The organism is Streptomyces sp. ISL-1 (genome assembly GCF_018614585.1).
In the GTDB taxonomy this organism is placed as follows: domain Bacteria; phylum Actinomycetota; class Actinomycetes; order Streptomycetales; family Streptomycetaceae; genus Streptomyces; species Streptomyces maoxianensis.
In genome coordinates this window covers 101,730-128,321 of the sequence record NZ_JAGGOI010000005.1, presented here as the reverse complement: position 1 = coordinate 128,321, position 26,592 = coordinate 101,730, and the positions used below count along the sequence as shown (strand labels likewise).

The following is a 26,592-nucleotide window of genomic DNA, read 5'->3' as shown; positions in this document are numbered from 1 at the left end:
CGGCGAGTAACAGTCCAGAGTCACCCCTCGCAGTACGGCGCCTGGCACCATTCGCTCCTTCGCGTCCGCGCGTCTGTCTCCGTGAGCCGCCGCTGCATGCGATCACCGGCCACAGCCACACCGTACTCGCCACATCCACCGCTGAAGTAGCGGTTTACCCCTGCCTCAGAGCAACGGGCGGCTGTGACCGGCGCTTTCGATACAGGCCCTAGGCAAGGCCGTTCTCGCCCGCGCGCTCGATCTGACCGGCGACCGTGAACCTGACGTGCCGGGGATGCTGCAACGCCTCGCCCGCCGCGACGCCCGCGGCTACACCTTCGCGATTCCCACGAGCGCGGGCCGCACCCTTCTCGGCGCCAGCCCCGAACTTCTCGTCTCCCGACGTGGCAGCGCCCTGGTGGCCAATCCGCTCGCCGGTTCCACACCCCGCAGTGGCGACCTCGCCGAGGATGTGCGGCGCGCCGCCGCCCTGCTCGAATCGCCCAAGGACCTGCACGAGCACGCCGTCGTCGTGAACGCCATACGCGCCACGCTGGCCCCGTACTGCACCGACCTCGTCGTGCCCGAGCGGCCCACCCTCGTGAAGACCGCCGCCATGTGGCACCTGTCGACGACCCTCACAGGAACTCTCCCCGCACAGTCGGTCTCCGCACTGGAACTCGCCTGCGCCCTGCACCCCACACCGGCTGTCTGTGGGGAGCCGACTGCGCCGGCCAGGAAGGTCATTGGGGAGCTGGAGCCGTTCGACCGGGGTCTGTATTCCGGGGTCGTGGGGTGGGGTGACGCGGACGGGGACGGCGAGTGGGTGGTGACCATCCGCTGTGCCGAGGCGGACCGGAGCGGTCTGCGGCTGTTCGCGGGGGCGGGTGTGGTGGCCTCGTCCGACCCGGTGGCGGAGACCGCCGAGACGAGCGCCAAGTTCCGTACGTTCCTCGACGCCGTGGGGGCACAGCTGTGACCGCCGACGCACCCGCCTGGCCCGCCGACTTCGCCGGGCACTACCGGGCCGCCGGATACTGGCGGGGGGAGACTTTCGGGCAGATGCTGCGCGCCCGTGCCGAGCAGTATCCGGACCGGTTCGCTGTCGTGGACCCGGCCGGTGACCTGCGGCGCTGGACCTACGGTGAGCTGGACCGCCGGGCCGACCGGCTCGCCGCCGGCTTCCTCCACACCGGAATCGGCAGGGGCGACCGTGTGGTGGTTCAGCTGCCGAACGTCGCCGAGTTCTTCGAGGTGGTCTTCGCGCTGTTCCGGATCGGCGCGCTGCCGGTGTTCGCGTTGCCGGCTCACCGGGAGATCGAGATCGGGTACTTCTGCTCGTTCTCCGAGGCGGTCGCTTATGTCATCTCCGACCGGCACGAGGGCTTCGACTACCGCGACCTCGCCACCAGGGTGAAGGCGCAGACACCCACGCTCCGCCATGTGTTCGTCGTAGGAGAGCCGGGAGAGCACACCGCGCTGAGCGCGGTGCCCCGTGAACCCGTGCGGCCGGGCGGGTACGACGAGCCGCAAGCGTCGGACCTGGCCTTCCTCCAGCTGTCCGGCGGCAGTACGGGAGTGCCCAAGCTCATCCCGCGTACGCATGACGACTACCTGTACTCACTGCGGGGGTCGAACGAGATCTGCGCGATGGACGAGAACAGCGTGTATCTCGTCGTCCTGCCCGCCGCGCACAACTTCCCGCTCAGCTCGCCGGGTTCGCTGGGCACCCTGTGTGCCGGCGGACGGGTGGTGCTGTGCCCGGGACCGGCCCCGGAGACCGCGTTCCCTCTCATCGCGGGCGAAGGCGTGACGATCACCGGTCTGGTGCCGCCGCTCGCCCTGGTGTGGACTCAGGCAGCCCCGAACACGCCGTACGACCTCGGCAGCCTGAAGGTCCTGCTGGTGGGCGGTGCCAAGTTCAGCGAGGAGGCCGCGCGGCGAGTGCGGCCCACGCTCGACTGCACTCTGCAGCAGGTCTTCGGCATGGCCGAGGGTCTCGTCAGCTACACCCGGCTGGACGACGACGAAGAAACCATCGTCACCACCCAGGGCCGGCCGATCTCGCCCGCCGACGAGATCCGCATCGTCGACGACGAGGACAAGGACGTCATACCCGGGGAAGCCGGCCACCTGCTCACCCGCGGCCCGTACACCATCCGGGGCTACTGGCGCGCCCCCGAACACAACGTTCGATCGTTCACGCTGGACGGCTTTTACCGCACCGGGGACATCGCCCGCACGACCCCGAGCGGACACCTCGTGGTGGAGGGCCGCGCCAAGGACCAGATCAACCGCGGCGGCGAGAAGATCGCGCCGGAGGAAGTCGAGAACGTCATCCTCGGCCACGCTGCCGTACACGACGTGTCGGTCGTCTCCGTCCCCGACGACTACCTCGGCGAGCTCACCTGCGCGTACGTCATCCTCCGCGAGGGGGCCGAACTGCGCCCCGCCGCCCTCAGACGGTTCGTACGCGAAAGCGGCCTGGCCGCCTACAAGGTGCCCGACCGTGTCGAGTTCGTCGACGTCTTCCCGGCCACGGGTGTCGGCAAGGTCAGCAAGAGGGACCTCCGCAACACCGCCGCCCAGCCCGCCCACCCCTGAAAGGCACCCGTTTCCATGGCGCTGCCAGCCATCGCCCCCTATGCCATGCCCGGTGTCACCGGCCTGCCCGACAACCGCGCCGACTGGACCGTCGACCCCGCCCGGGCCGTCCTCCTCGTCCACGACCTGCAAAACCACTTCCTGTCCGCCTTCGAGGCAAACGCCTCACCGGTGACCGAACTCCTCACCAACACCTCCCGGTTGACGCAGCACGCCAGAAGCCGCGGCATCCCCGTCGTCTACTCGGCACAGCCCGGCGGCCAGAGCCCCGAACAGCGCGGACTCCAGCAGGACTTCTGGGGGCCGGGGCTGCCCGACGACCCGCACGCCGAAGCCATCGCCCCGGCCGTGGCACCCCAGGACGGCGACACGGTCCTCACCAAGTGGAAGTACAGCGCCTTCGTACGGTCCGACCTTGCCGCGCTGATGGAGCGCCACGGCCGCGACCAGCTCGTCATCACCGGCGTCTACGCACACATCGGCGTGGTCATGACGGCGTGCGACGCCTGGATGCGGGACATCAAGGCCTTCGTCGTCGCCGACGCCGTCGCCGACTTCGGCGAACACGAACACCGATCGGCGCTGCGTTGGGCGGCCGGCCGCTGCGCCGTCGTGACCACCACCGACGCGATCCTCGAGGGGAACTGACCCGTGGCGCTGACCGTGCAGCAGATACGTAAGGACGTCGCCGATGTGCTGGGAGAGGATCCCGCAGACATCCCCGACGACGAGAACCTCGCCGACTACGGGCTCGACTCGATGCGTCTGATGAGCCTGGTCGAACGGTGGCGGCGCGACCACGGCGCCGACATCTCCTTCGTCGACCTCGCCGAACGCCCCGCCATCGAGGCATGGACGCCTCTGCTGGGGGCCCAGGAATGACAGCCGTACCGACAGCCGAAACGACAGCCGGACCCGCCACGGAGTCCGCGCCCGTGGCCACGGCGGCGGACGCCGTCGGCCTTCCGCTGACCGCCGCCCAGTCGGGCATGTGGTATGCGCAGGCCCTCGATCCTCAGAGCCCCGCGCTGAACACGGCCGAGTACCTGGACCTCGAAGGGGCCTTACGGCCCGAACTTCTCGCGCAGGCGCTGCACCGTACCGCTCGCGAAGCCGATGCCCTGTGTGTGCGGATCGCTCAAACCCCCGACGGGCCACGGCAGTTCCCCCTCGACCTGGGCACGCCCGGATCCGGTTTCCCGCTGCACACGGCCGATCTGCGGTCGGAGCAGGATCCCCGGGCGGCCGCCCGGGCCTGGATGGACGACGATCTGACGCGGCCCTTCGATCTCGCAGCGGGCCCGCTGTTCCGGCATGCGCTGCTCCGGATCGGCGACGAGCGCTGGCTGTGGTACCAGTGCGTGCACCACATCGTCATGGACGGGTTCGGCTACTCGCTGCTCGCCCGCCGCACCGCGGAGGTCTACTCGGCCCTCGCCGCACGGGCCCAGCCGGGCGAGCGGCCCTTCGGCCGCCTGGCCGAACTGATCGCCGACGACGCCGCCTACCGCCACGGCGAGCAGTTCGGCAAGGACCGCGCTCACTGGGCCGAAGCTCTCGCCGGCCGACCTCAGGCGCCCTCGCTCGCCGGGCGTGCCGAGCTGCCTTCCCGTACCTTCCTGCGGCGCAGCGCCCGCGTCCCCGACCGGACCGTGGCCCGTCTGCGGGCGCTCGCCGACGAACTGCGGGCGACTTGGCCGGATGTACTGATCGCCGCCCAGGCGCTCTACGTCTCGCGGGCCACCGGGAGTTCGGACGTCGTGCTGGGGATGCCGATGATGGGTCGCATGGGCTCGGTCGCCCTGAAGATTCCCGGCATGGTGATGAATGTGCTGCCGCTGCGGCTGACCGTCCGGCCGGACACCACGACGGCCGGACTGACGCGGCAGGTGGTCCTCGCGGTGCGCGCCGCGCGCCGACACCAGCGCTACCGGTTCGAGGACATCAGGCGTGATCTCGGCCTGCTCGGTGAGGGCCGTGCGCTGGTCGGACCGCTCGTCAACATCATGCCGTTCGACTACGGACTCCCCTTCAGCGGCATCACCGCCGTCCCGCACAACCTCTCCGCGGGCCCCGTCGACGATCTGACCGTCAACGTCTACGACCGGACCGACGGCCGGGGCCTGCGCATCGACCACGACGCCAACCCCGCCGTGTACACCGGCGACGAACTCATCGCCCACCAGCGGCGGTTCCTCCAACTGCTCAACCGGATCGTCAGCTGTGATCCCGCGGCCCCGCTCGCGGAACTCGGCATCGCGACCGAAGAGGAACAGTGGCGCGTGCTCGTAGAGTTCAACGACACCGCCCGGCCGCTGCCCGCCACCACCCTCATCGGCCCCTTCGAGGAACAGGCACGCCGCACCCCCGCCGCCCCGGCCCTCGTCTACGGGGACAGGACGCTGACGTATGCCGAACTGAACGCCGAGGCCAGCCGTCTCGCCCGCCATCTGACCGGCCACGGCGTACGGCCCGGCGCGCTGGTGGCGATCGCCCTGCCGCGTTCGGTGGAACTGATCGTCGCCCTGCTGGGCGTACTCAAGGCGGGCGGCGCGTATCTGCCGCTCGACCCGGGCTATCCGGCAGGCCGCCTCACCGACATGCTGGAGGACGCCGCCCCGGTCTGCGTGGTCACCGACTCGGCCACCCGCACCCAATTGCCCGACACGGAGCTGCCGTACATCCTGCTCGACCGGACGGATCTTTCTGCCCTGTCCCCGCTCGAGCTGCCGCGCGCGCCATCGCCGCGGCACCCGGCGTATGTCATCTACACCTCCGGTTCCACAGGCAGACCCAAGGGTGTGGTGGTGCCGCATGCGGCCATCGACAACCGGCTGCGCTGGATGCAGCACACCTACCCACTCGCCCCCGGCGACCGGGTGCTCCAGAAGACACCCTCCGGCTTCGACGTGTCCGTGTGGGAGTTCTTCTGGGCCCTGCGCGAGGGCGCCACCCTCGTCGTCGCCGATCCCGACGGCCACAAGGACCCGGTCTACCTGGCCCGGACCATCCAGGAACAGTCCGTCACCGTCTGCCACTTCGTGCCCTCGATGCTCCAGGTGTTCCTCGCGGAGCCCGAAGCGGCAGGATGTTCCTCGCTGCGGGACGTCTTCTGCAGCGGCGAGGCGTTGCCCCGCGACACTGTGCGGGGCTTCCACCGCACTCTGCCCACAGCGCAGTTGCACAATCTGTACGGGCCCACGGAAGCGGCCGTCGACGTCACCCACCACACCTGCACACCCGGCCGGAGCGGGCCCGTCCCCATCGGCCGCCCCGTGTGGAACACCCGCCTGTACGTCCTGGACGCGGCCCTCAAACCCTGCCCGCCCGGCATCACGGGCGAGCTCTACCTCGCCGGAGTCCAACTCGCCGACGGCTACCTCCACCGCCCCGGACTGACCGCGACCCGCTTCGTCGCCGACCCCTACGGCCAGGGCGGCTCGCGTATGTACCGGACGGGCGACCTCGCCCGCTGGACCGCCGACGGAGAGGTCACCTACCTGGGGCGCACCGACCAGCAGGTCAAACTCCGCGGCCAGCGTCTCGAACCCGGCGAGATCGAGGCCCACTTGGCAGCGATGGACGCCGTGACCGGCGCCTGTGTGACCGTGCGCGAGGACCGGCCCGGTGACCAGCGGCTCGTCGCCTACATCACAGGCAGCCCCGCCGTGCCGGACCAGGAGAGCCTGCGCGCACACCTCAGCACTGTCCTGCCCGAATACATGGTGCCCTCGGCGATCGTCCGCCTCGACGACTTCCCCCTCAGCCCCAACGGCAAGCTCGACCGCAGGGCCCTGCCCGCCCCCGCCACCGACGCGAAGACTGACGGACGCGCCCCTTGCAATCCCACCGAGGAGACGCTGACCCGACTGTTCGCCGAAGTCCTCGGCCTCGAACGGGTCGGCACGGAGGCCGCGTTCTTCGACCTCGGCGGCACCTCCCTGCTCGCCGCCCGGCTCATGTCCCGTATCCGCGACACCCTCGGCTTCAGCGCCCCGATCGGGACACTGTTCCGCGCGCCGACACCGGCCGCACTGGCCGACCGGCTCACCGACAACACCGGCACCGACACCGCCTTGGAGGTCCTGCTGCCGCTACGCGCGAGCGGCGAGGGCCTCCCGCTGTTCGTGTTCCATCCGGCCGGCGGCATCAGCTGGTGCTACTCGGGGCTGCTCCCCCGTCTCGGCGCCGGCCGGCCCGTCCACGGACTCCAGGCCCGTGGCCTGACGCGCGACGGCGAAAGCCTGCCCGCCACCATGGACGAGATGGCCGCCGACTACGCGGAACAGATCCGCACCGTGCAGCCGCAGGGCCCCTACCGTCTCCTCGGCTGGTCCGTCGGGGGCGTCATCGCCCACACCGTCGCCGTCCACCTCCAGCAGACCGGAGAACGGGTCGACCTGCTGGCCCTCATGGACGCCTATCCCTCCGACCAATGGCGCGACCTCGCCGGGCCCACCGAAGCCGACGCGCTGGGCGCGCTGCTCCGCATGGCCGGTTTCGAGGGCGGTGACGGTCTTACCCGGGACAGCGTCCTCGCCACGCTGCGCCACGAGGGCAGCGCGCTCGCGGCCCTTCCTGAACGCGTACTGAACGCAGTCCTCGGCATCGTCACCAACAACGCCCGCCTGATGCGCACCCACCGGCACCACGTCTTCGAGGGGGACCTGCTGTTCTTCACGGCGGGGGCACCCCGCGCCGAGGACTGGCTCACTCCGCACGCCTGGCGGCCGTACATGACCGGCCGGCTCGACGAGCACACGCTGGACTGCCTTCACCCCGAGATGACACAGCCACGGCAGCTCGACACGATCGCCACCGTCCTTACGGCCCGGCTCAAGGAACTCGACACATGACCCTCCCCTTCGACCCGACCGGCACACCGGGCCCCACCCACCTCGTCCTCGTCAACAAGGCGGGAGAACGGTCACTGTGGCCGGTATTCCTACCAGTCCCCCAAGGCTGGAGGGCCGAACACGGTCCCGCATCCCACGCGAACTGCCTGCGGACACCGGGCCTCACGGCCGGCTGACCCGGCCGCAGGCCCGCGACGAATTCCACGACCGTATACCGCCGGGACATTCTCTTCCGGCACCGCCGGCAGACCTGCCCGAAAGCGCGCGCCCCCGGATGTCAGCGAAATGTCAGACGAGGGGCAAAAACCAGCAATGGACAAGTCCTGCGCCCATAGTGAGGCAGGGGCCTGACCAAGGCGAATGTCCGACTTGCCACAAATCGGAACCCACTTCTCTTTGTTCTGGAGGCACCATCATGTCCCGCACCCGCACCTCGATCCACCGCCGGGTCCTGCTCGCCGCCGCCATATCCGCGACCTGCGCGCTCGGTCCGGCAGGCATGGCGTCGGCCGCGGCGCCGGCGCAGGTCCACACCCGCCAGGCGTCCTACACGGTGGACTCGGCCGAACTGGGCCAGGGGCTGTACCAGTCCGCCTACTCCGCGCGGAACAACGTCCTGTGGGTCACCAGCTCTGTCGGGTTCCCCCCGGTCACCCAGTCCCAGTTGCTCAAGGTGGACCCGGGGACCCTGAAGGTGCAGGCCGCCTACACGCCGCCCCTCAAGGACGAGGCCACCGGCGCGCGGGAGGCCGTCTACGGCGTGGCCGTGGACGACGCGCACAACACCGTGTGGACCACCAACACGCTGGACAACTCCCTGGCCGTCTACAGCCAGCGCACCGGCCGGCACCTCGCCTCGCTGCCCGGCGTGAAGCACGCCCGGGACGTCATAGTCGACGAGCAGCGCAACCTGGCGTGGGCCACCGGGCTCGAGGACGGTAGTGTCGTCGCCTTCGACACCCGTACGTACCAGCAGAAGAGGCGGGTCACCGTCGAGGGCGCGGGACCGGCGGGACTGGCCCTCGACCAGCGCACCGGTACCGTCTACGCGGCCGACCTGATGAACAGTCGGCTCATCGAGGTCTCCCCCACCTCCGACGAGCCCAGGCTGATCCCCGCCGGCCGGGGCTCCATCGACGTGTCGGTGTCGGCCGACGGCCGGACCGCCTACACCGCCAATCAGGCAGCCGGTTCCGTCTCCGTCATCGATCTGCGCGCGGGAGTTGTGCGGAAGGAGATCGCTACGGGGGCGGGCAGCCTCGCCGTGGCGACCGATGTCTGCACGGGCAACGTCTTCGTCGCCAACAGGGGCTCCGGGACGACCACGGTGGTCGACCCCCGCAACGGTACGGTTCTCGCGGACCTTTCGACCGGCGCGAACACCGACCATGTCGTCGTCACCCGTGGCACCGCCTATGTCCTCGACAAGGCGGCGGCCGGCGCGGGAGCCGTGGACTCCATCCACCGCATTCGCGTCACCGGCTGACCGGCACGCCTCACACCCGCAGGGACGGTTCGACTCCGCATCGGGTAATCAGGCTAGAACCCGACGACCTTGGGAATATGCTGAGTTGACGCATATGTCAGCTCGTACGAGAATCTCGCAGGGTGGGCCCGTCGGGGGCAACGGGGAGGGCTTCATGGCTGCACACGACGCCGGTACGCGCACAGAACTCGACGCCATCGATCCCACGCCGGACGTCGGCCATGTGCTCGTCGACTTCGCGCCGACGCCCGGCCTCCGGCAAGTCGCGACGAGCCCCGCCGACCTGGCCCGCCGCTCGGAAAGCGCGGTCGACGCCGCGATGGGCACCATCCGTTCGATGGCGCGACGGGTGGAGGCCGCGGTCGACGCACTGCCGCACCGCCCTGACGAGGTGGAAGTCGAGTTCGGTATCACGCTGGATGCCGAGAGCGGTGCGTTGATCGCCAAGGCGAGTGCCGGTGCCTCGCTCACCGTGCGGCTCACCTGGAGCTCGGACCGTCCATGACAACGGATTCAAACCGCAAATACCTGGTCAGACTTCAGAATGTGAGGCTCATTACCGTACGGGTGGCGCTGCCCGGCACCGAGGAGACGCTGGGAACGGGAGTGGCGATCGCCCGGCAGGGGCTGATCGTCACTTGCAGACATGTGCTGGAGGCGGGCGGACTTGATGCCCGGGCGCATCCGGCCCCGGAAGTCGACGTCCACTTCCCGGCCGTGGACCACTGGAAGGCCCTTACCCACCGGGCCAGAGTCGTCGCGTTCTGCGCCGACAGCGACGACGACATCGTCTGCCTCAGAACCGAAGGCCTGATCCCCGCGGGCAGAGTCGCGGTGCTGGGCGACGCGGCCGCCTCCGCGTGGAATGAGTTCATCGGCTATGGGTACCGCAGACTGGGCAAGTATCAGGGGCTCCTCGCCCAAGGCATGATCATGGGTGAGATCGAGGCACCGGAGGGTCACTCCCTCCTCAAGGAGCCCGTCCAGCTCCGGTCCTCGGACATCGCCGAGGGCATGAGCGGATCCCCCGTACTCGACCGCACACGCAATCTGGTGGTGGGGATGGTCTCGGAGAAGTGGGGCTCGGCCGGCAACGCCGAGGACCGCGACACCGCCTGGGCCGTCAACGCGCACCTCGTCAGCTTCCCGCCGTTCTCCCTGGTCGTCCGGGCCGACCCGCTCCCCATGCAGCACGCCGAGCCGCCGCGGATGGACGACGACCTGCTGCGCCGGATCCAGCTACCTCGCTCCGACCGGCTGGAGGACGCGCCGGGGCCGCTGACCGAGTGGGTGGCGCGCGAGCCGCTCCTCGCGGAGGCCGACCGGGCGGCGGACGATCCCGAGACCCTCGTCGTTGGACTCATCGGGTTCGGAGGCGAGGGCAAGACCACCATCGCCCGGCAATGGCTGGAGCGCCGGTCCAGGGCGGCCAGGGACCGGACCGGCCACGGCAGGCCCGAGTCCGCGGCGCCACGCTTCTTCTGGTGGAGCTTCGCCGAACGCGCCGGAGCCGACGACTTCCTGGAGGCCGCCCTCGAATTCGTCAGCGGTGGCCAGATCACCTCCGAGGACTGCGGCGACGGCCGCGCCCGCGCCGAGATCGTCGCCTCGCTGCTGAGCAGCCAGCCGTACGTCTTCGTCCTCGATGGCCTCGAAGCCGTACAGGAGCAGCGCGGTGACCACTACGGATCCGTACTCAGCCCGGATCTGCGGGACTTCCTCACCTTCTTCGCCACACCCGGACACCGGTCCTTCTGTCTGATCACCTCGCGTGCACCAGTCGTGGATCTCATCTCCTTCGTGACATACCGACAGATCGACGTTCCGGCGCTGACCGCCGGGGCCGGCCGGCAACTCCTGGCACTGCTGGGCGTACGCGGCTCCGATGCGGCGCTGGAGCGGGTGGGCCTGCAGTGGGGCGGCCACGCGCTCACCCTCAGCCTGATCGCCGCCTACCTGGTCAGGCGGTACGGCGGTGACGTGCGGCGGGTCGCCACTCTGCCACCGCCCGGTCCCGACATGCCGCGCGCCGAACTGGTGCGGCGCATCCTCGGCCAGTACGACGCATGTCTGTCAGAGGCCGAACGCGCCCTGCTCGTCGGCTTCAGCGTCTTCCGTACGCCGGTGGGAGAGGAGGCGCTGCAGGCCGTGCTGCCCCAGGGCGCCCAGCGGGAAGAGCCCGCGCTGCCCGCAGCGCACGCCGTCGCACTGGTTCATCTCGTCGACGCCCGCGTGGTCCGGCGCGACCAGAGTGGCAGGCTCGGCACCCATCCGCTGATCCGCGACTACTACTACAAGTCCGCGGTCCAGGACGTGGACCACACCCGGCTGCACGAGTGGGCCAAGCACTACTACCTGCGCGTCGCCGACGCCCGTGCCGAGCCGGCCGCCACCCTCGACGCGCTCGACCCGCTGATCGAGGCCGTCCACCACTCCTGCCGCTCCGGCGCGTACGCCGAGGCGTATGTACTCATCACCGACCGGCTGTACGCGGGCGATCGCGGCCTGGTCACACGTGAACTCAACGCCTACGACACTGCGCTGGCCTGCTTCGCCGATTTCTTCCCGCGCGGCGACTTCCGGCGCGAGCCCTACACGGAGGGCGGCGACCCGGAGATGCGGGGTTGGGTGCTGCACGAAGTCGCCACCAGCTTCCAGATGCTGGGGCGGCTGTGGGACGCGGTGGCGGCGCTGCGCCGGGCCGAGGCCGCGTTCCGCGGACTGGGCCGCTACCACCAGGCCGCCGTCAGCTGTCAGAACAGGGCCGAACTGCATTTGGCGCTGGGCCAGTTGACGAAGACCGAAGAGGCGATCGAGAGCGCGTTCGAGCTGGCGCGAAGGGCCGGCGACCGCGAGGACGAACTGGTCGCCGAGACCCTGCGCGGCACCCTGCACCACTACCGCGGCGAGCACGACGACGCGGAGCGGTCCTTCACGGCGGCTCTCACGCTTGCCCGCGAGTTCACCCCGATCCCGCTCCTGTACAGCTGGAGCGGGATCCACTACGCCGAGCATCTGCGCGCCACCGGGCGGCCGGGGGCGGCCCGCCGGGCCCTTGAGGCCAATCTGACCGTCTGCCGCCGGGCCGGGTGGAGTGCCGACGAGGCCGCCTGTCTGATCGGCCTGGGAGACCTCACCCTCGACCAGATGCAACGGTCCGGCGACGCCCCCGACAGTGCGGCCCTGGAGCAGGCCCGCGCCCACTTCGAGGCGGCTCACACCATCGCCCGCGGCATCACTCGCCGGGACGTCCTCATCGGCTCGCTCCTCGCCCGCTGTCGGCTCGCCGCGGCCACCGGTCGGTCCGCGAGCGCGCGCGGGGACGCGGACCAGGCGCTGGCGATGGCGGGCAGCGGCGGCTACCGGGTCGCCGAGGTCGAGGCTCGGCTCGTCCTCGGCCGCGTCTACCAGGACTTGGGCGACGAACAGGCGGCCTGGGAGGAGATCAGCCGGGCCTCGGAGACCGCTCGGGAGATCGGCTACCGGCCGGGCGAAGAGGCGGCGATGGCGCTCGAAAGCCTCCTCGACGGCGAGGGTTGGGGATAGTGGCGCGGCACAGGGACGGTTCAGGTGCCGGTGTGCGTCTCGTCCTCGGTATCAGTGCCGATACCGGTCTCCTGCCCGCTTTCGATGCCGGTGTCGGCGTCGGTCTCGGTGTCGGTGCCGTACGAGGAGAACTCTTGCGCGAGCGAGTCCAGCAGAGCCGCCGGGATCCGCCCGTCCATAGCGGTGGTCTCCCGATGAACGGCGGCCGGCTCCGCCCGTTCCGGAATCTCGTCCTGCGCGGATGTCATCGGCCCGCTCCTCTGCTGGCGACGCGCGACGGAAGGCCGCATGTCCATCATGCCCATCTGACGTCGGGCGGGACACCGGATTCGCCGATGGGTCATCTCCGGACCGGTCGGTGCCCGGGAGCCATGCCGTGTCGGATGCAGACGACGGCAGCGCTGTCCCGGCCGTCGATCCGCGACGAACTGAGCACCTTGAACGCGCCCTTGACCGGGCCGGTAGCAAAGCCGAACGTACTAATGGCGGGCGACAATTAAGGAGCCACTCATGACGACGCCTGAGTTCACCCTGTTGGGCAGCAAGCGGAATGCACCGATCGACAGTGAGGAACTGGAGACGTTCCCGAAACCCGAGGGCCTCTACGAGGTGGAGTTCACCACCAGGGAACTCACCTCCCTGTGCCCGATCACCGGGCAGCCGGACATCTATACCCTCACCGTCCGGTACACCCCGGACGCCCTGTGTCTGGAAGCCAAGTCGGTCAAGCTCTACCTGCACCGGTTCCGCAACATCGGCGTCTTTGCCGAAGAGCTGGCCGTGGTCATCGCTCAAGACCTGCAGCGAGCCTGCGGAGCAACCACCGTCAGCGTGGAGGCGGCACAGCAGGTCCGAGGGGGCCTCTCCTTCACCGCGCGGGCAAGCGCCGGCCCGAGGGGTGACGACGTATGAAAGTCGTCGTGCTGCTGTCCGGCGGGCTGGACTCCACAGTCCTGGCCGCACAGTTCGTTGAGGGCGGCCATGTGGTGTTGGGCCTGTCGGCCAATTACGGACAGCGTCATGTGCGGGAACTGGACGCCGCCGCCGCCGTGTCGGACGCATTGTCCATCCGCCACAACATCGTCGACCTGCGGGGCGTGACAGCTGCGATGGACCCTGCTTCCTCGGTGCTCCTGAGTTCGACCGCTATGCCCCACGGCCAATACAGTCACGAATCCATGGCCGCGACCGTAGTCCCGGGCCGGAACCTGCTCTTCATCGCGGCCGCGGCTGCCGTTGCCGCCTCGCGGCAGTACGACGCCGTGGCTCTGGGCGCCCACGCCGGCGACCACCCCGTGTACCCGGATTGCCGTCCCGACTTCCTGGTGGCTGCCGCCGGGGCGGTGGAGCGCGGTACGGGGGTGGAACTCCTCTTCCCGTTCGCTGAAACGGACAAGACCGGGATCGTGGCGCTCGGCGCCCGCCTCGGCGCCCCGCTCGATCTCACCTGGTCGTGCTACGACGGCGGGGACGTACATTGCGGACGGTGTGGCACATGTGTGGAAAGAGCTGAGGCATTCAGTCTGGCCGGGATCCCCGACCCGACCGCGTACGGGGTATGACCCTGGGCGACCACCTATGAAACAGCGCCCCGGGCAGTGTTGATGCCGGATGCCACTACGCGGCTCAGGAGGTCCGGGTGTGGTGGTCCAGCAGGCGGGTGAGCAACTGCACGAACTGGTCGCGTTCGGCCGGACTCAGCGGCGCGAGCAGTTCGTCGTGGAGGTCGTCCAGGACCTTGTCAAGGCGGCGTAGGTGGCGGCGGCCCTGGGGGGAGATGGTGATGATGTTGCGTCGCCGGTCGTCGGGATCCGGTGCCCGTTCGACGAGGTCACGCTCGGCCAGTTCGTTGAGCACGCTGACCATGTCGCTGCAGTAGATGCCGGTGCGTCCGCTCAGCGCCGCTTGGCTCCCCGGCCCGGAATCCTGAAGTGAGGCGAGCACGGCGTAGTGCCACTTGCGGGCGTCGACCTGGGCCAGTCCCTCGTTTATCAACCGGTCCGACCGCGCGGACAGTTGCGACAACAGTCGGCTCGCCCGTCGTCGCAGCCTGTCGGGCGTCTTGGGTGCGCCGTCGTCGGGCCTGTCCGCGGCTTCGGCTCTGATCATGGCGCCCATCCTAACTCGTTGCGTTAGTTCGACTAACGATGTACGTTCGTTCGCGCCGAAAACGTTAGTGCAATAAACGATTGAGTGAACTCCAAGGAAGGAAGATCTTGCCCACCAAGACACTGCAGATTCCCACCACAGACGGCCAGGCTGACGCTTTCGTCGCCTTCCCCGACCGCGGCGAGCGGCACCCGGGGGTGCTGTTGTACCCGGACGCCTTCGGCGTGCGGCCCGAGCTGGAGGAGAAGGCCCGCGAACTGGCCGGGCACGGGTACTACGTACTCGTCCCCAACCTCTACTACCGGCACGGCCCGGCACCGGTGATCGAACTCCCCGAGCACATCGGAGCAGAGGTCCGGCCCGCGGTCATCGACCAGCTGATGCCCTTTATCGAGGCGCACACCACCGAACGTGTCCTGCGCGACGCCGACGCCTACCTCCGGTTCCTCACAGCCCAGCCCGAAGTCAGCGCGGGACCGGTCGCCACGATCGGCTACTGCCTGGGCGCCGCCCTGGCGATGCGCACCGCAACGGCCCACCCCGACCAGGTGGCCGCCGTCGCCGGATTCCACCCCGGCTTCCTGGTCACCGACGCGCCCGACAGCCCGCACCGCCTGGTCTCCGAGCTCACCGCCCAGGTCCACCTCGGTCTCGCTGAAGGAGATCTGACGCCCGAGGCCATCAGCGAGCTCAACAAGGCCTTCGATGCCGCGGGTGTCGGCTACACGACCGAGATCTACCCCGGCACCGTCCACGGCTTCACCATGTCCGACACCGACGCCTTCAACCCCTCCGCACTGCAGCGCCACTGGGACCGTCTGCTCCCCCTGCTCGACCGCACCCTGGCCAACAGCTGACGCTCCGGCCCGGAAGCCAAACCCGAAGTGCACGGCTCCGCAGCCCGTAGCTCGCACGCCGGCCGCAACGCAGCGGCCGGGACCTGGTGATCGTGGTCATGCGCCGCAATCGCGTGTACCTCGTGACAGCTTCCTTAACGACGAGCCAGCACCGCGCCGGCCGCACCCTGCGCAAAGTCCGTGGTGGCGGCGCTGGACCAGCGCCCGAACTGTTTAGCGGGCATGAAGAAGTCTTCCTGTGAGACGGGGGCTGGCGGCCTGACCGTAGCCGTCCGGGGCGGACGGGCCGTCGCCGCGCAGCGGGCTGAAGTCGACGTCCAGGTGCGGGTCGTACGCCTCGGGCTCAAGGCCAAGTTCATGGGGTGGAGTATTCGCCGAAGCGGCGGATGTGCTCGGTCAGGTACGGCGAGATGTGCGCCAGGTCCTCGGGGTCGATGACGTGGCCCTCCTCCTGGAGCCGGCGCACGATCTCGGCGATGTCCAGGGCGTTGCGGAAGATCACCGCGTTCGTGAGCAGAGCATTGAATTTCGCGGTCTTCTCCCTGCTCGACGGGGTCGTTGTCGGTGATGACGACCACCGTTGCCGAAGCCGATCCACTGGGAGAAGCCGTTGGGTCGAGTTGCTGTCAGGCCGGCGCCGGTACTCAGGCATGCCCACGTTGGAACTGGCGCGGGGGCTGCCTTGTTCTGGAGATATCCGCCGGGGTGCCGACGTCGGCCTGGCCACCAATACCGTCGCGCCGCACCAAGATCATCGTCCCCGCTCGATCCCGCAGCGGGGATGCAGAGCACATGGCCGTACGTCTCGCCGACTGCGCTCACGCGGCCGCGGCCGGCGGCTTCAGCTCCACCGCCATAATGCTCGGGTGACTGCCGCCTCCTCCCCTTCCTCCGCCGCGTCGGTACAGCGCGCCCCCGTCGTCATCGTGGGCGCTGGACCCGCCGGTCTCACCGTCGCCAACATCCTGCGCGCCGCCTCCGTCGACTGCGTGGTGCTGGAAACGGAGAGCAGACAGTTCATCGAACAGCGGCCCCGCGCGGGCTTCATGGAGGAGTGGGCGGTACGCGCCCTGGAACGGCGCGGGCTGGCCGACCGGCTGCTGGAACAGGCGCAGGCGCACAGCGAGTGCGAATTCCGATTCGCGGGTGGGCGCCACAGGTTCCGGTACAGCGAGTTGTCGGGGCACCGTCACTTCGTCTATCCCCAACCGCTGTTGGTGACAGATCTGGTGCGCAAGTACGCGGACGAGGCCGGTGGCGACATCCGCTTCGGCGTACGCGATGTGGAACTGCACGCCATCGACACGGATCAGCCCTCGGTGTCCTATACGGACCCGGAGACGGGCGAGCGCCGACGCATCGACTGTGAGGTCATCGCCGGCTGTGACGGCGCACGCGGCGTGACGCGCGCCTGCCTGCCGGCGGAACACATTTCCGTCGCCCGGCACAACTACGGGGTCGGCTGGCTGGCTCTCCTCGCCGAAGCGCCCCCGTCCTCCGACTGTGTCGTCTTCGGCGTCCATCCGCGCGGCTTCGCCGCCCATATGGCCCGTAGCCCCCAGGTCACCCGCTACTACCTCGAGTGCCCGCCCGGCGACGACCCGGAGAACTGGCCGCACGAGCGGGTGTGGTCCGAGCTCCGCCACCGGCTTTCGGTGGATGGGGCCCAGCCGCTCGCCGAGGGACGGCTGATCGAGAAGCGGGTGCTGGACATGCACAACTACGTCGTGGAGCCGATGGCATACGGACGGCTGTATCTGGCGGGCGACTCGGCCCACCTTGCGGCGCCGATCGCCGCGAAAGGCATGAATCTCGCCCTGCACGACGCGCTGTTGCTCGGCGACGCGCTCGTCGCGTACTGCGGCAAGGGCGACGACAGCGGACTGAGCGGCTACTCGGCGGCCTGCCTGCGGCGCGTGTGGCAGTACCAGGAGTTCTCGCAGTGGCTCTCCGAGGTGCTGCACGGGGCCTCGTCGGGCGACGCCTTCCGGGCCGGGTCCACAGCTGCCCGGCTGCGGCGGATTCTCGGTTCGCCGGCCGCCGCGACCGCTTTCGCCGAGTTGTACGTCGGCAAGGACACCGACTACTGACCCGGACCGGGCCGGCGGCTGGGCTGGGTATCTCCTGTTCCGCTCGTCAACCAGCCCCCGTGCTGCACGCTCAGCCGGCAAACGATGTCCGGCGAGACTTGCTTCCGGGCCGGAAGGCTGTGCCGTCCGGCCGTGCGGCGGTGGACCCGGCAGCGGCGTGGCATTCGTCGTGCCGGGTCCTTTCCGGGTCCGGGTCGGGCCGGGTCCGTTCCCGGTCAGGGTCCGGGCGTCGTCAGCCGCACCTACGGCCGCTGTTGATGCAGTTCACTGCTTTCCTCATCAGCGACGAGGACATCACGTTAATGAAGTCACCATGGTCCGTGCCCGGCTTGTGCAACTGCTCGGGGAAGCTGTCGACGGCGAACACCGAGCCGGGCGCAATCTTGTACGTGATCCGCTGGACCAGCTGCGGGATGGCCCGGAATCCCTTGGCGCACGAGCCGTTGGGCCGGGCGAAGGCCACATGCGTGCGATGGTTCGCGCTGTCAGTGTTCTGACCGTCCCAGCAGCTCTGGAACTTGAACGTACGCACCACATTGCTGCCCTGCGGGCACAGCGGGTACTTGTCCTTCAGCTGTCGGTTCTCGAAGCCGGTGCAGCTCCACGAGGCGTTGGCATTGGCTGTTCCGTTGGTGAACGCCTTGGCGTCGCCGGTGATGATGCGCAGGAACGTGGGTATCGCCGTGACTTTGCTGACGGGGCTGCCGCGGAAGGTGAGCTGCACTGAGGCGGGCTGGAGAATGCGCCCGACGTTACCGTCCTGTCCTCCGCCGGGGAGGTTCACGTCCCCCTCGTTCTTTCCGTTGCGCAGTCGCAGGACCGGCCAGTAGTGGGTGGAGCGGTCTCCATTGGTGCATGTCGTCCCGGCGGTTGCGAGGTCGTCATTGCTGGAGAAGGCGTCGGTCTCGAGATTGCCGACGTAGTCGTGCATGTGGTGGGCGCCGTTGCTGACACCGGGGGCGACGATCACGTTGTCGGGGTTGAAGTGCTTGTTCTCGTTGCGCCCGCAGCGCGACTGGAAGGTGCCACGGGAGGCAGTGCTCTGCAGGCGGGGGCTCGCGACGTTGGGCCGTACTTTGCGGATGTCCACGAAGTCGGACCGTCGGGGGCCGGTCTGCGCCTGACCGCCTGCGGCCGGAGCGGAGGCACCCGGAGCGGGGGCGCCAGGAGCAGAGGTGCCGCTGGCCGGAGCACTCGGAACCGCTGCGCCGGAAGCGGGCGCAACGTCGTCCCGCTTGACCGTGCAGGACGCCAGCGAGTCCAAGCCCTGCGGCCTGGTCGAGACCCGCTCGATTTCGGCGGCGATACGGTCCAGTGTGCTGCGGCGCTGCGACGACAGCGGGTCCAGCACTTGCGAGCGCACCCAGTTCTGGTCGGCTTTCGCGTCGCCCGTGGCGAGCTGCCCATAGGCATCCGCCACCTGGGTGTCCAGCTGCGCCAGCTCATTGTCCACGGCGGGTCGCGCCTGCTGCGGCACACTCCACAAACGGACCGCGACATCGGGGCAGTTGATGGTCATCGGCGCCTGCGCCGCCGCCAGCTGGCGCGCTGCCTTCGCGGATTCCCGGGAGGCCGAGGCATTGTTGCCGGTCATCAGGAGAGCCCCGCCCCCCACAGCCATTGCCGCAACTGCCGCGACTGTCATGCCGATCCATCTGGACCGCTTGTGTCTCTGTCCGTACCTCACAAGTCCGCCCCTTCTTGGTCGCGTTCGCACACCGCCGTGCCCTCACCCGCCCGGAGGAGACACAGCACAACGCCTGGGGATACGGAAACGAGGACTGTTCTACTCAGTAGGAGCTGAAGGACATTGAAACTCCGCGCGCCGGGCGGGCGTCGAACGGGCTCTGCCGCCCCTCAGGCAGCGCCGATGATCAGCGCAGAACTCACTCGTACTCGGCGCCGCCGACGAGCAGACGCTCCAGCAAGTCACCGAGCAGTTCGCGCTGGTCGGGGGTGAGCGGGGCGAAGGAGTCGGTGAGGACGCGGTCCACGATCTCGGCACCCTCCCGGTGTACCTGGCGGCCGTGGTCAGTGAGGCGGTGGCGTACGGCGCGGCCGGGGCCCGGTAGGCGTTCGATGAGGCCTCGCTCGACCATCCGTCCGGCCAGCGTGCCGAATGCCTGGTCGGTCTGGAAGGTCAGCTGCGCCAGGTCGTGCAGCGACGCTTCGGGGCTCTGGTCGACGTGGCGCAGGGCGTCCCACTGCACCAGGCTCACTCCGATCGTCCGGAGGCCGACGTTCAGGGCGTTGTGGTGGCGGTTTTGCAGGCGCTTCACCGCCCGCCCGAGTTCCTGGAGAGACGTACTCACACGGCTATCCTAGCTCCTGACTAAGGTTGCTTATATAAGTATGTTGATTTACCTTTCCCGTACGACTCACCTGAGCGCTCCCACCCCGCCTGCCGCCGCCGCGCATACCACCACCGTCCAAGACCTCCCCTTCGAGAACCTCACCGCTCCGGGGACCGCCGACACAATCATCAGCACCCTCGGCCGGCACGGCGAAGGGCACCCCTACCTGCTGCTGCACGGAGGTGCCGGACCCCAGTCCGTCGCCGCCTTCGCCGGGCAGCTCGCAACCGACGCCCCCGGCCAGGTGATCGCCCCGACCCACCCCGGTTTCGGCGGAACCCGGCGTCCGGACCGGCTCGACAGCATCGCCAAACTCGCCGTGCTCTACCGCAATCTGCTGGACCGGCTCGGCCTTGAAAACGTCACCGTCGTCGGCAACTCCATCGGCGGTTGGACAGCCGCCGAACTCGCACTTCTGCGCAGCCCGCGCGTCAGCCGCGTCATCCTGGTCAACGCCGTCGGCATCCTCGTCGAGGAGGCTCCCGTCACCGAAATCTCCGGGCTGACACCGGACGAACTGTCCCGGCTCAGCTTCCACGACCCGGCCCCGTTCCGGGTCGACCCGGCCTCGCTCACCGAACAGCAACTGGCCGCCATGGCCGCCAACCGTCGGGCGCTGGCCGTCTACGGCGGGCAACCGCCCATGACCGACCCGGCACTGCGCGACCGGCTCGCCGGCATCACCACGCCCACCCTCGTCCTATGGGGCGAGAGCGACGAGATCGTGATCCCCGCCTATGGCCGCGCCTACGCCGAGGCCATACCCGGCGCGGAGTTCCGCGTACTCCCCGGCACCGGACACGTCCCCCAGATCGAGACTCCTCAGCAACTGCTCAACCACGTACGGACATTCGCGGAGGCCCAGCCGCCAAACGACCCGGCATAGCACCCGACGCCCCGGCCCACAGAGGCGGACTCACCCAGGCAAGGGCATCTGACGGAGACGATGGAAGCGTGGCGACGCGGTCGGTCCGTCGCCCCGCTCCGCTGGATGGAGACAGTCCAGGGCCACGCCGGAGATGTCCGGCCGTAGCCGGACCGTGATGCTCAAGTTCCCCTCAGATGTAATGACGGCGAGCCAACCGGGTCCTTACTCTCCTCCCTACGCAACTCGCGCGCGACGCGACAACGGTGATCGTCGTCACGCACGAGATGGGCTTCGCACGATCCGCCGGGAACCGGGTCGTACTCGTGGCCGACGGCAAGATCATCGATGAGGCCTCGCCGGAACAGGTTTGCAACACCCGCGCAGGGACCGGGCCAAGGACCTCCTGTCCAAGATCCTGCGCCGGTGACGCGCGACGTCCTGCGGGCGCCGTTGTCCCCGACCGTCGAGCCTGCCGAATCCGTTGACATAAAGGATGTTTCACGATGAAGCCCTGCAAGTCCGCACTCGCGGCGATCGCTGTACTTTCGGTCGCCCTCACAGCAACCGCCTGTGACAGCGGGTCCGGCGGTGCCGATGACACGCCCACCGGTAGCTCGGGCAGCGGGAACCGGCCGACGCTGCCCACCTACGCGGTCGCCAAGGACGTCAAGATCGACTCCCCGACCCTGCGGAAGGCCCAGCAGGCCGGCAAGCTTGTCATCGGCGCCAAGAACGACCAGCCGTACCTCGGTTTCGAGGACGCCAACGGCAAGCGGTCCGGCTTCGACATCGAGATCGCCAAGATGGTCGCTGCCGACCTCGGGTTCTCGCCGGACATGATCGAGTTCAAGACGGTCGACACCCGCAACCGCGAGGCCACCATCTCCAAGGGCGACGTCGACCTGTACGTCGGCACGTACACGATCAACGACGAGCGCAAGAAGCAGGTGGGCTTCGCCGGCCCGTACTACACGGCGGGCGCCGACCTCCTGGTCCGTAAGAACGACGGGACGATCAGCGGGCCGTATTCGCTGCAGGGCAAGACGGTCTGCTCGGTCAAGGGCTCGACCGCGATCCGGGAGATCAAGAAGCCCGACTACAACACCACCACCGTCGAGACAACCAAGTACAACGAGTGCGTTCAGCGACTGCTCAAGAACGAGGTCGACGCCGTCACCACGGACGATGCCATCTTGATGGGCTACGCCGCCCAAAGCCCGGAGAAGCTGAAGGTCGTCGGCAGCCCGTTCACCGAAGAACCCTATGGCGTCGGTATGAACAAGGATGACAAGGCACTGCGTGACGCGGTGTCGGACGCCCTCGAGGAGCACGACAAGAACGGCGATCACAAGATGGCGTACGACGCGACGCTTGGCCTGTCCGGCTCCCAGTACGGCGGGGCGTCGATGGTCGAGCGCTACTGACGGCGCCGACGTCGCCCAATCGGCGCCTCGACAGCACGGCAACCGTCTCAGGCGTCGGGCACGCGAATTCCGTGGCGACCCTTTTCCAGGCATCGGACGCCTAGACCGATCTCCGGCTCACCGAGACCCGGACCTTCGGCAACGGGGGTCGTGCTCCTCCATTACCGGCGTACTGAGGCTTCCTCGCCGAAATGACCTTCGCGAAGCGGCGCCTCGCGCGGATGCACGGCCAAGGCGTGGGCGCCGATGGCGAGTTCAGTGGCCGTGGGCGTACGGGCCATATCGTCCAGGGGCTCGCCTCGGGTGCGCTCAATGGGTAGCGGCCGCGGAGCCGCTCCCGTTGTCCAGCTGTCCAGCTGTCCGGGACAGTGCCCTGACCAGTCCGGACACCGCCGCGCTGTCCGGGACAGCTGTCCACTGTTGCCGGGTCCCCCGCCGCGCCGAAAGGCTCTGTCGCAGCCCGAGCGATCCCGCCGGGCACCGTTCCACCCCACGACAGGAGTGCCTCATGGGAACCCGAGCACGAGTCGCACCCGTAGTCCTCGCCATAACCCTCGTCGGCGGCCTGACGGCCGCCGCCGTGGCCCCGGCCCATGCCGGGGCGACGGCCGAACGCGCCGTGGCCCCCGCCGCGGCTCCCAGCTACTACCTCAAGTTCGACAAGAACACCGTGACCAACTCCAAGCTGTATCTGATGAAGAGCGTCGCCGGCCCCGACAAGGTCATCGCGAGCTACAAGGCCGGGTCGGGCACCAGCACCAACACCTGTGCCGTCGCGAAGGGCTGGCTGCCCAACGGCGACTACAAGATCGAGTTCCACCGGAAGAACTTCGACGGCATCATCAACGGCTACGTCATCAAGATCTCCGACAAGAAGTGCCACAGTGGCACCAAGCGCACCGCACTGTTCATCCACAGCGAGATGAAGCCGAACGGCAAGCAGGGCTCGATCGAGTCCGAGAAGTGGACGAACAGCAACCCGAACGACTACTACTCCAACGGTTGCATCAAGCTCAACCCGTCCAACATCAAGAACCTGTTCGGCAAGGTGGACGCCGTCGGATGGTCGAAGCTGACCAAGCTGAAGGTCGTCAGCTAGGGGAAGTACCGCCGAAGCGTCGCGTGGGACGACGCGGACAACGCGGCGTGGGTCCCGCGGAGTTGCGCGACCGCGGTGCCGGACGGCACGCCCACACGCACCACCCAGGGGACGCCCTCCCGGACGAGGTCCGGGAGGGCGTCTTCGGATCCCGAGACGCCTCCCGCCACGTCAACGGCGTCAACGCGACGCCGGAGGAGCGGGGGCAGTCTAGTGCGCGTCCACTCATCAGGATGTATATGCGCCCTCGTTCTCTCGCTGAGGGTTATTCGGGAGATACGCTACGTCAGGTAGTGAGATCGCCGACGGGCGTGCTCACCGTGCCGGGAGGAGAACGGGTGGTCGCTGATCGGCCAAACACGCAGCGAGCCGTAGGCCGGGAACCGGACGAGGAACAGCGCGAGCGGGACATACGCATTGTTCCCAGAACCCTCGAGCGAGATGCCGAACTGGTCGTCGTCAAGGCCGCGTTGGACGCCGTGAGCGGCCGTTCGACGACGGGTGCGGTGATCCCCTCCGCACGCCGCGGCGGTTTACTGGCCTTCACCGGACCGGCCGGCGCAGGCAAGACGACCCTCTTGGAGGAGGCGCGTCGCCGTGCGGCCGAGCGGGACTGCACAGGGCTCGTCGCGAAGGGCGGCGAGCAGGAGCAGAGTCTGGCCTTCCATGTGGTCCGGCAGTTGCTCCAGCCGCTGCTGGCCTCGTACTCCGAGAGCGAGCGCCGTGAGGTGCTGGGCGACTGGTACGGCATCGTCGGTCCTTGTGTCGGCCTGAGTCCCGCCGCGGAACGCGCGGTGCCGGATCCGCAGGGGGTGCGGGACGGTCTGGATTGGGTGGTCACTCATGTGGCGGTCCGGCGAGGCCCCCTGGTCCTGGTCGTGGACGACGCGCACTGGGCGGACGCGGAGTCCCTTGCCTGGCTGACCTCCTTCGCCGCGCGGGTCGAGGACCTGCCCGTACTCGTGGTCGTCGCCTACCGCCCGGAGGAACTGCCGGATGAGGCCCGGGCGTTCAGCGACATGGTCGAGCGGAACCGGGTGCGTCCGCTGGACCTGGCGCCATTGACGCCGGCCGCCGTCGCCGATCTGATGCGCGAGACCCTGGGAACCGGGATCGACGACGACTTCTGTCGCGAGGCCTGGCTGGTCACCGGTGGCAACCCCTTTGAGACGGTCGAGCTGGCGGCGAAGGTACGCGACCGTTACCTGACCCCCAGCAAGGAGAACGCCTGCGCCCTGCGGGACCTCGCGGCCGAGACCAAGGGCGGCGGCCTCGTGGACCGGCTGGAGCAGCTGGGCACCATCGCGGTACGGCTGGCCTGGGCCGTGGCCGTCCTTGGCTCGGAGGCGACCTTCAGCCTCGCGGCGTCGCTGGCGGCGCTGGGACCGGCCGAGGCCGCGGACGCGGCGGATGTGCTGCGGGCCGAGCGCATTCTGACGTACAGCATAAAGCCGGAGTTCGTCCATCCGCTGATTGCGACGGCGGTCTACCGGGCCATCCCGCCCGCGGTGCGGGTGGCACTGCACGGCAAGGCCGCCTGGGATCTCGTCGAGGCGGGCGAGAGTCCGGCCGTGGCGGCCCGGCATCTGCTGGAAACGCAGCCGGAGGGCGACCCCTGGGTGGCGGAGCAACTGCGCGAAGCGGCCCAGGAGTATGTGCGCCGCGGCGCTCCCGACGCTGCCCGGCGCTGCCTTGGCCGCGCGCTGCGCGAGCCTCCGCCCGCGACACTGCGGGCCGCCGTGCTGCACGAACTCGGTTCCCCGGCGCTGCTGCACGATCCGGCGGTGACGGTCAACCATTTGCGGGCCGCGCTGCAGGAGCCCGTTCTGCCTTCGGCACTGCGGCAGAGCATCGTGATCCGTCTCGGGCGTGCGCTGTCGCATTGCGACCGGCTCGCGGAAGCGGCGGAGGTGGCGATGGAGGAAGTCCGTATCGCCACGGACTCTCAGGTACGTCTGCGCATGCTCATGGAACATTTCATGTTGTCGGCGTTCACCTCCGAGGACCGCGAGGCCCCGGTGCTGTCGCGTCGGCTCAGCCAGCTCACGCAGCGGCTGTCGGGTGACAGCCAGACCGAGCGGTATCTCTACGGCCTGCGGGCATGGGATGCGATGGTGCGCGGCGAACCGGTGGCAACCGCCCTGGAGTTCGCGGAGCGGGCGCTGGGTTCCGGCGGGATGAGCTGGACGGACGAGCAGTGGGGCTTCGAAGTCCCCTCGCTGGTGGCCCTCACCTTCCTGTACTGCGACCGCCCGGACCGGGCCGAGGAACTGTACGCGGGGGCCATCGCGGAGTACGAGCAGCAGGGCTGGCGCGGGGTGCACCTCTCGCTCGGCTACAGCCTGCTCGGCTATATCCGGTTCTGGAAGGGCCAGCTCACCGACGCCGAGGACTTCGTACGCGCCGGGCTGCAGCTCGGGGACCGCCTCGGGCCCGCCGGCACGCATGCGCAGTGGTACGCGATGGCGAGCCTGATCGAAATCCTGATGGCCCGCGGGGAGACCGCGGCTGCCCAGAAGCTGGCGGTGGAACGACGGTTCGGCAAGCCGTTCCCGTCGGCCGTGACGCTTCCCGACGCCGAAACCGTCCACGGCGAACTCCTGTTGGCGCGAGGCATGGACAAGGAGGCCGCCGAAGAACTGACCGCGGTGGGCAGTCGCCTCGATCTGCGCGGTATGCGCAATCCGGCCTGGTGCCCATGGCTGCCCCATCTCGCGCTGGCCACCCGGACGACGGATGCCGGGCGGGCACTGGACCTGGCACGGGAGGCGCTGCGCCGCGCCGAGCGCTTCGGTACGGCAACGGCAGTGGGCAAGACCCTGTGTGCGCTCGCCCGGCTTACGGACGGGCCCGAGGGGATCGCTCTGCTGCAACGTGCCGTCAGCACACTGGAATTGGCTCCCTCGTCGTACGAACTCGCCGCCCCTCTGGTCGAACTCGGTGCCGCGCTGCGCCGTGCCGGCCTCCTCTCGCAGGCGGCCGAACCCCTGCACCGTGGCGTGGACCTGGCCGGTCAGTGCGGTGCCGGGGGTGTCGCGGCGCGGGCGCGCGACGAGCTTGTCGCGGCGGGGCTGAGGCCGCGACGCCTGGAGGTGGTACGGCACGAGCCGCTTAGCGGAGCGCCATTGGTGTAGTCAACGGCGCACGGTAGCCCGTGCACGCCGTGCCGTGCACCCACGTCGTGGGCGTGGTGCGCCAGGGGCAGTGTGGTGGTTTCCCCCGGCGTGGAGAGGTGAAGCATGAAGGGCGAACGAACGGGGAGCACCTGCTCTCCGCTCTGATTGACTCGCTCTTGCTTCCTCGTCTCGCTCCATCGGAGG

At 69.1% G+C, this 26,592-nt stretch carries 21 protein-coding genes and 2 pseudogenes; 18 read left to right on the top strand and 5 right to left on the bottom strand.

The window, feature by feature from the left end; translation table 11 throughout:
- Positions 1 to 214: 214 nt before the first annotated feature.
- The 9 genes and pseudogenes from J7E87_RS04265 to J7E87_RS04225 form a co-directional block, all read left to right on the top strand.
- Positions 215 to 958: pseudogene (locus J7E87_RS04265) on the top strand (isochorismate synthase); the annotation flags it as partial.
- Positions 955 to 2,583 carry a (2,3-dihydroxybenzoyl)adenylate synthase gene (locus tag J7E87_RS04260; RefSeq protein ID WP_215090003.1) on the top strand — a complete coding sequence of 543 codons (1,629 nt, stop codon included), beginning with the start codon at positions 955 to 957 and terminating at the stop codon, positions 2,581 to 2,583. The pseudogene J7E87_RS04265 and the gene J7E87_RS04260, both read left to right, overlap by 4 nt.
- A 15-nt stretch (positions 2,584 to 2,598) precedes the next feature.
- Positions 2,599 to 3,231, top strand: coding sequence for an isochorismatase family protein (locus J7E87_RS04255; RefSeq protein WP_215090001.1), 633 nt, complete (start codon positions 2,599 to 2,601; stop codon positions 3,229 to 3,231).
- A gap of 3 nt (positions 3,232 to 3,234) precedes the next feature.
- A complete protein-coding gene (locus tag J7E87_RS04250) occupies positions 3,235 to 3,465 on the top strand; it encodes a phosphopantetheine-binding protein (protein ID WP_215089999.1) in 231 nt (76 codons plus the stop codon).
- Positions 3,462 to 7,439, top strand: coding sequence for a non-ribosomal peptide synthetase (locus J7E87_RS04245; RefSeq protein ID WP_215089997.1), 3,978 nt, complete (start codon positions 3,462 to 3,464; stop codon positions 7,437 to 7,439). The genes J7E87_RS04250 and J7E87_RS04245 overlap by 4 nt, the downstream gene beginning before the upstream one ends.
- Complete coding sequence (locus J7E87_RS04240) at positions 7,436 to 7,615, top strand: MbtH family protein (protein WP_215089995.1); 180 nt, start codon at positions 7,436 to 7,438, stop codon at positions 7,613 to 7,615. Before J7E87_RS04245 ends, J7E87_RS04240 begins: the two co-directional genes overlap by 4 nt.
- Positions 7,616 to 7,854: 239 nt before the next feature.
- Positions 7,855 to 8,925 carry a YncE family protein gene (locus tag J7E87_RS04235; protein ID WP_215089993.1) on the top strand — a complete coding sequence of 357 codons (1,071 nt, stop codon included), beginning with the start codon at positions 7,855 to 7,857 and terminating at the stop codon, positions 8,923 to 8,925.
- 154 nt (positions 8,926 to 9,079) lie between these two features.
- On the top strand, positions 9,080 to 9,430 hold the full coding sequence (locus J7E87_RS04230; protein WP_215089991.1) for a CU044_2847 family protein: 351 nt from the start codon (positions 9,080 to 9,082) through the stop codon (positions 9,428 to 9,430).
- Positions 9,431 to 9,471: 41 nt separating this feature from the next.
- On the top strand, positions 9,472 to 12,471 hold the full coding sequence (locus tag J7E87_RS04225) for a tetratricopeptide repeat protein (RefSeq protein WP_215089989.1): 3,000 nt from the start codon (positions 9,472 to 9,474) through the stop codon (positions 12,469 to 12,471).
- Between the two features lie 20 nt (positions 12,472 to 12,491).
- Here the strand turns inward: J7E87_RS04225 and J7E87_RS04220 are convergent, their stop codons facing one another.
- Positions 12,492 to 12,719 (bottom strand): hypothetical protein, encoded by a 228-nt coding sequence (locus tag J7E87_RS04220; protein ID WP_215089987.1) that lies wholly within the window; start codon positions 12,717 to 12,719, stop codon positions 12,492 to 12,494.
- A gap of 262 nt (positions 12,720 to 12,981) precedes the next feature.
- Here J7E87_RS04220 and queF point away from each other — a divergent pair, with 262 nt between their 5' ends.
- On the top strand, positions 12,982 to 13,383 hold the full coding sequence (gene queF, locus J7E87_RS04215; RefSeq protein WP_215089985.1) for a preQ(1) synthase: 402 nt from the start codon (positions 12,982 to 12,984) through the stop codon (positions 13,381 to 13,383).
- Positions 13,380 to 14,033 carry a 7-cyano-7-deazaguanine synthase QueC gene (queC, locus tag J7E87_RS04210; protein ID WP_215089983.1) on the top strand — a complete coding sequence of 218 codons (654 nt, stop codon included), beginning with the start codon at positions 13,380 to 13,382 and terminating at the stop codon, positions 14,031 to 14,033. Before queF ends, queC begins: the two co-directional genes overlap by 4 nt.
- A gap of 64 nt (positions 14,034 to 14,097) precedes the next feature.
- Here the strand turns inward: queC and J7E87_RS04205 are convergent, their stop codons facing one another.
- Positions 14,098 to 14,580 carry a MarR family winged helix-turn-helix transcriptional regulator gene (locus tag J7E87_RS04205; RefSeq protein WP_215089981.1) on the bottom strand — a complete coding sequence of 161 codons (483 nt, stop codon included), beginning with the start codon at positions 14,578 to 14,580 and terminating at the stop codon, positions 14,098 to 14,100.
- A 107-nt stretch (positions 14,581 to 14,687) separates the two neighbouring features.
- On the opposite strand from J7E87_RS04205, the gene J7E87_RS04200 reads away from it, so the two are divergent.
- On the top strand, positions 14,688 to 15,437 hold the full coding sequence (locus tag J7E87_RS04200) for a dienelactone hydrolase family protein (RefSeq protein ID WP_215089979.1): 750 nt from the start codon (positions 14,688 to 14,690) through the stop codon (positions 15,435 to 15,437).
- 355 nt (positions 15,438 to 15,792) lie between these two features.
- Here J7E87_RS04200 and J7E87_RS04195 read toward each other — a convergent pair whose 3' ends face one another.
- On the bottom strand, positions 15,793 to 16,089 hold the full coding sequence (locus J7E87_RS04195; protein ID WP_251016934.1) for a transposase: 297 nt from the start codon (positions 16,087 to 16,089) through the stop codon (positions 15,793 to 15,795).
- A 214-nt stretch (positions 16,090 to 16,303) separates the two neighbouring features.
- Between J7E87_RS04195 and J7E87_RS04190 the strand changes: the two genes are divergently transcribed.
- Positions 16,304 to 17,527, top strand: coding sequence for a 4-hydroxybenzoate 3-monooxygenase (locus J7E87_RS04190; protein ID WP_308312850.1), 1,224 nt, complete (start codon positions 16,304 to 16,306; stop codon positions 17,525 to 17,527).
- A gap of 232 nt (positions 17,528 to 17,759) precedes the next feature.
- Here the strand turns inward: J7E87_RS04190 and J7E87_RS04185 are convergent, their stop codons facing one another.
- Positions 17,760 to 19,121: a DUF1996 domain-containing protein gene (locus J7E87_RS04185; RefSeq protein ID WP_374195137.1), complete on the bottom strand. Its 1,362-nt coding sequence runs from the start codon at positions 19,119 to 19,121 to the stop codon at positions 17,760 to 17,762.
- A gap of 292 nt (positions 19,122 to 19,413) precedes the next feature.
- Complete coding sequence (locus J7E87_RS04180) at positions 19,414 to 19,839, bottom strand: MarR family winged helix-turn-helix transcriptional regulator (RefSeq protein ID WP_215089971.1); 426 nt, start codon at positions 19,837 to 19,839, stop codon at positions 19,414 to 19,416.
- A gap of 40 nt (positions 19,840 to 19,879) precedes the next feature.
- On the opposite strand from J7E87_RS04180, the gene J7E87_RS04175 reads away from it, so the two are divergent.
- From J7E87_RS04175 to J7E87_RS04160, 5 genes and pseudogenes are all read left to right on the top strand, one after another.
- Positions 19,880 to 20,767, top strand: coding sequence for an alpha/beta fold hydrolase (locus tag J7E87_RS04175; RefSeq protein ID WP_215089969.1), 888 nt, complete (start codon positions 19,880 to 19,882; stop codon positions 20,765 to 20,767).
- Between the two features lie 194 nt (positions 20,768 to 20,961).
- Positions 20,962 to 21,176 (top strand): annotated as a pseudogene (locus J7E87_RS34795) (amino acid ABC transporter ATP-binding protein); the annotation flags it as partial.
- A gap of 76 nt (positions 21,177 to 21,252) precedes the next feature.
- On the top strand, positions 21,253 to 22,173 hold the full coding sequence (locus J7E87_RS04170) for a glutamate ABC transporter substrate-binding protein (protein ID WP_215089967.1): 921 nt from the start codon (positions 21,253 to 21,255) through the stop codon (positions 22,171 to 22,173).
- A 508-nt stretch (positions 22,174 to 22,681) separates the two neighbouring features.
- On the top strand, positions 22,682 to 23,272 hold the full coding sequence (locus J7E87_RS04165; RefSeq protein WP_215089965.1) for a L,D-transpeptidase family protein: 591 nt from the start codon (positions 22,682 to 22,684) through the stop codon (positions 23,270 to 23,272).
- Positions 23,273 to 23,610: 338 nt separating this feature from the next.
- Positions 23,611 to 26,406 carry an AAA family ATPase gene (locus J7E87_RS04160; protein ID WP_308312849.1) on the top strand — a complete coding sequence of 932 codons (2,796 nt, stop codon included), beginning with the start codon at positions 23,611 to 23,613 and terminating at the stop codon, positions 26,404 to 26,406.
- Positions 26,407 to 26,592: the final 186 nt, after the last annotated feature.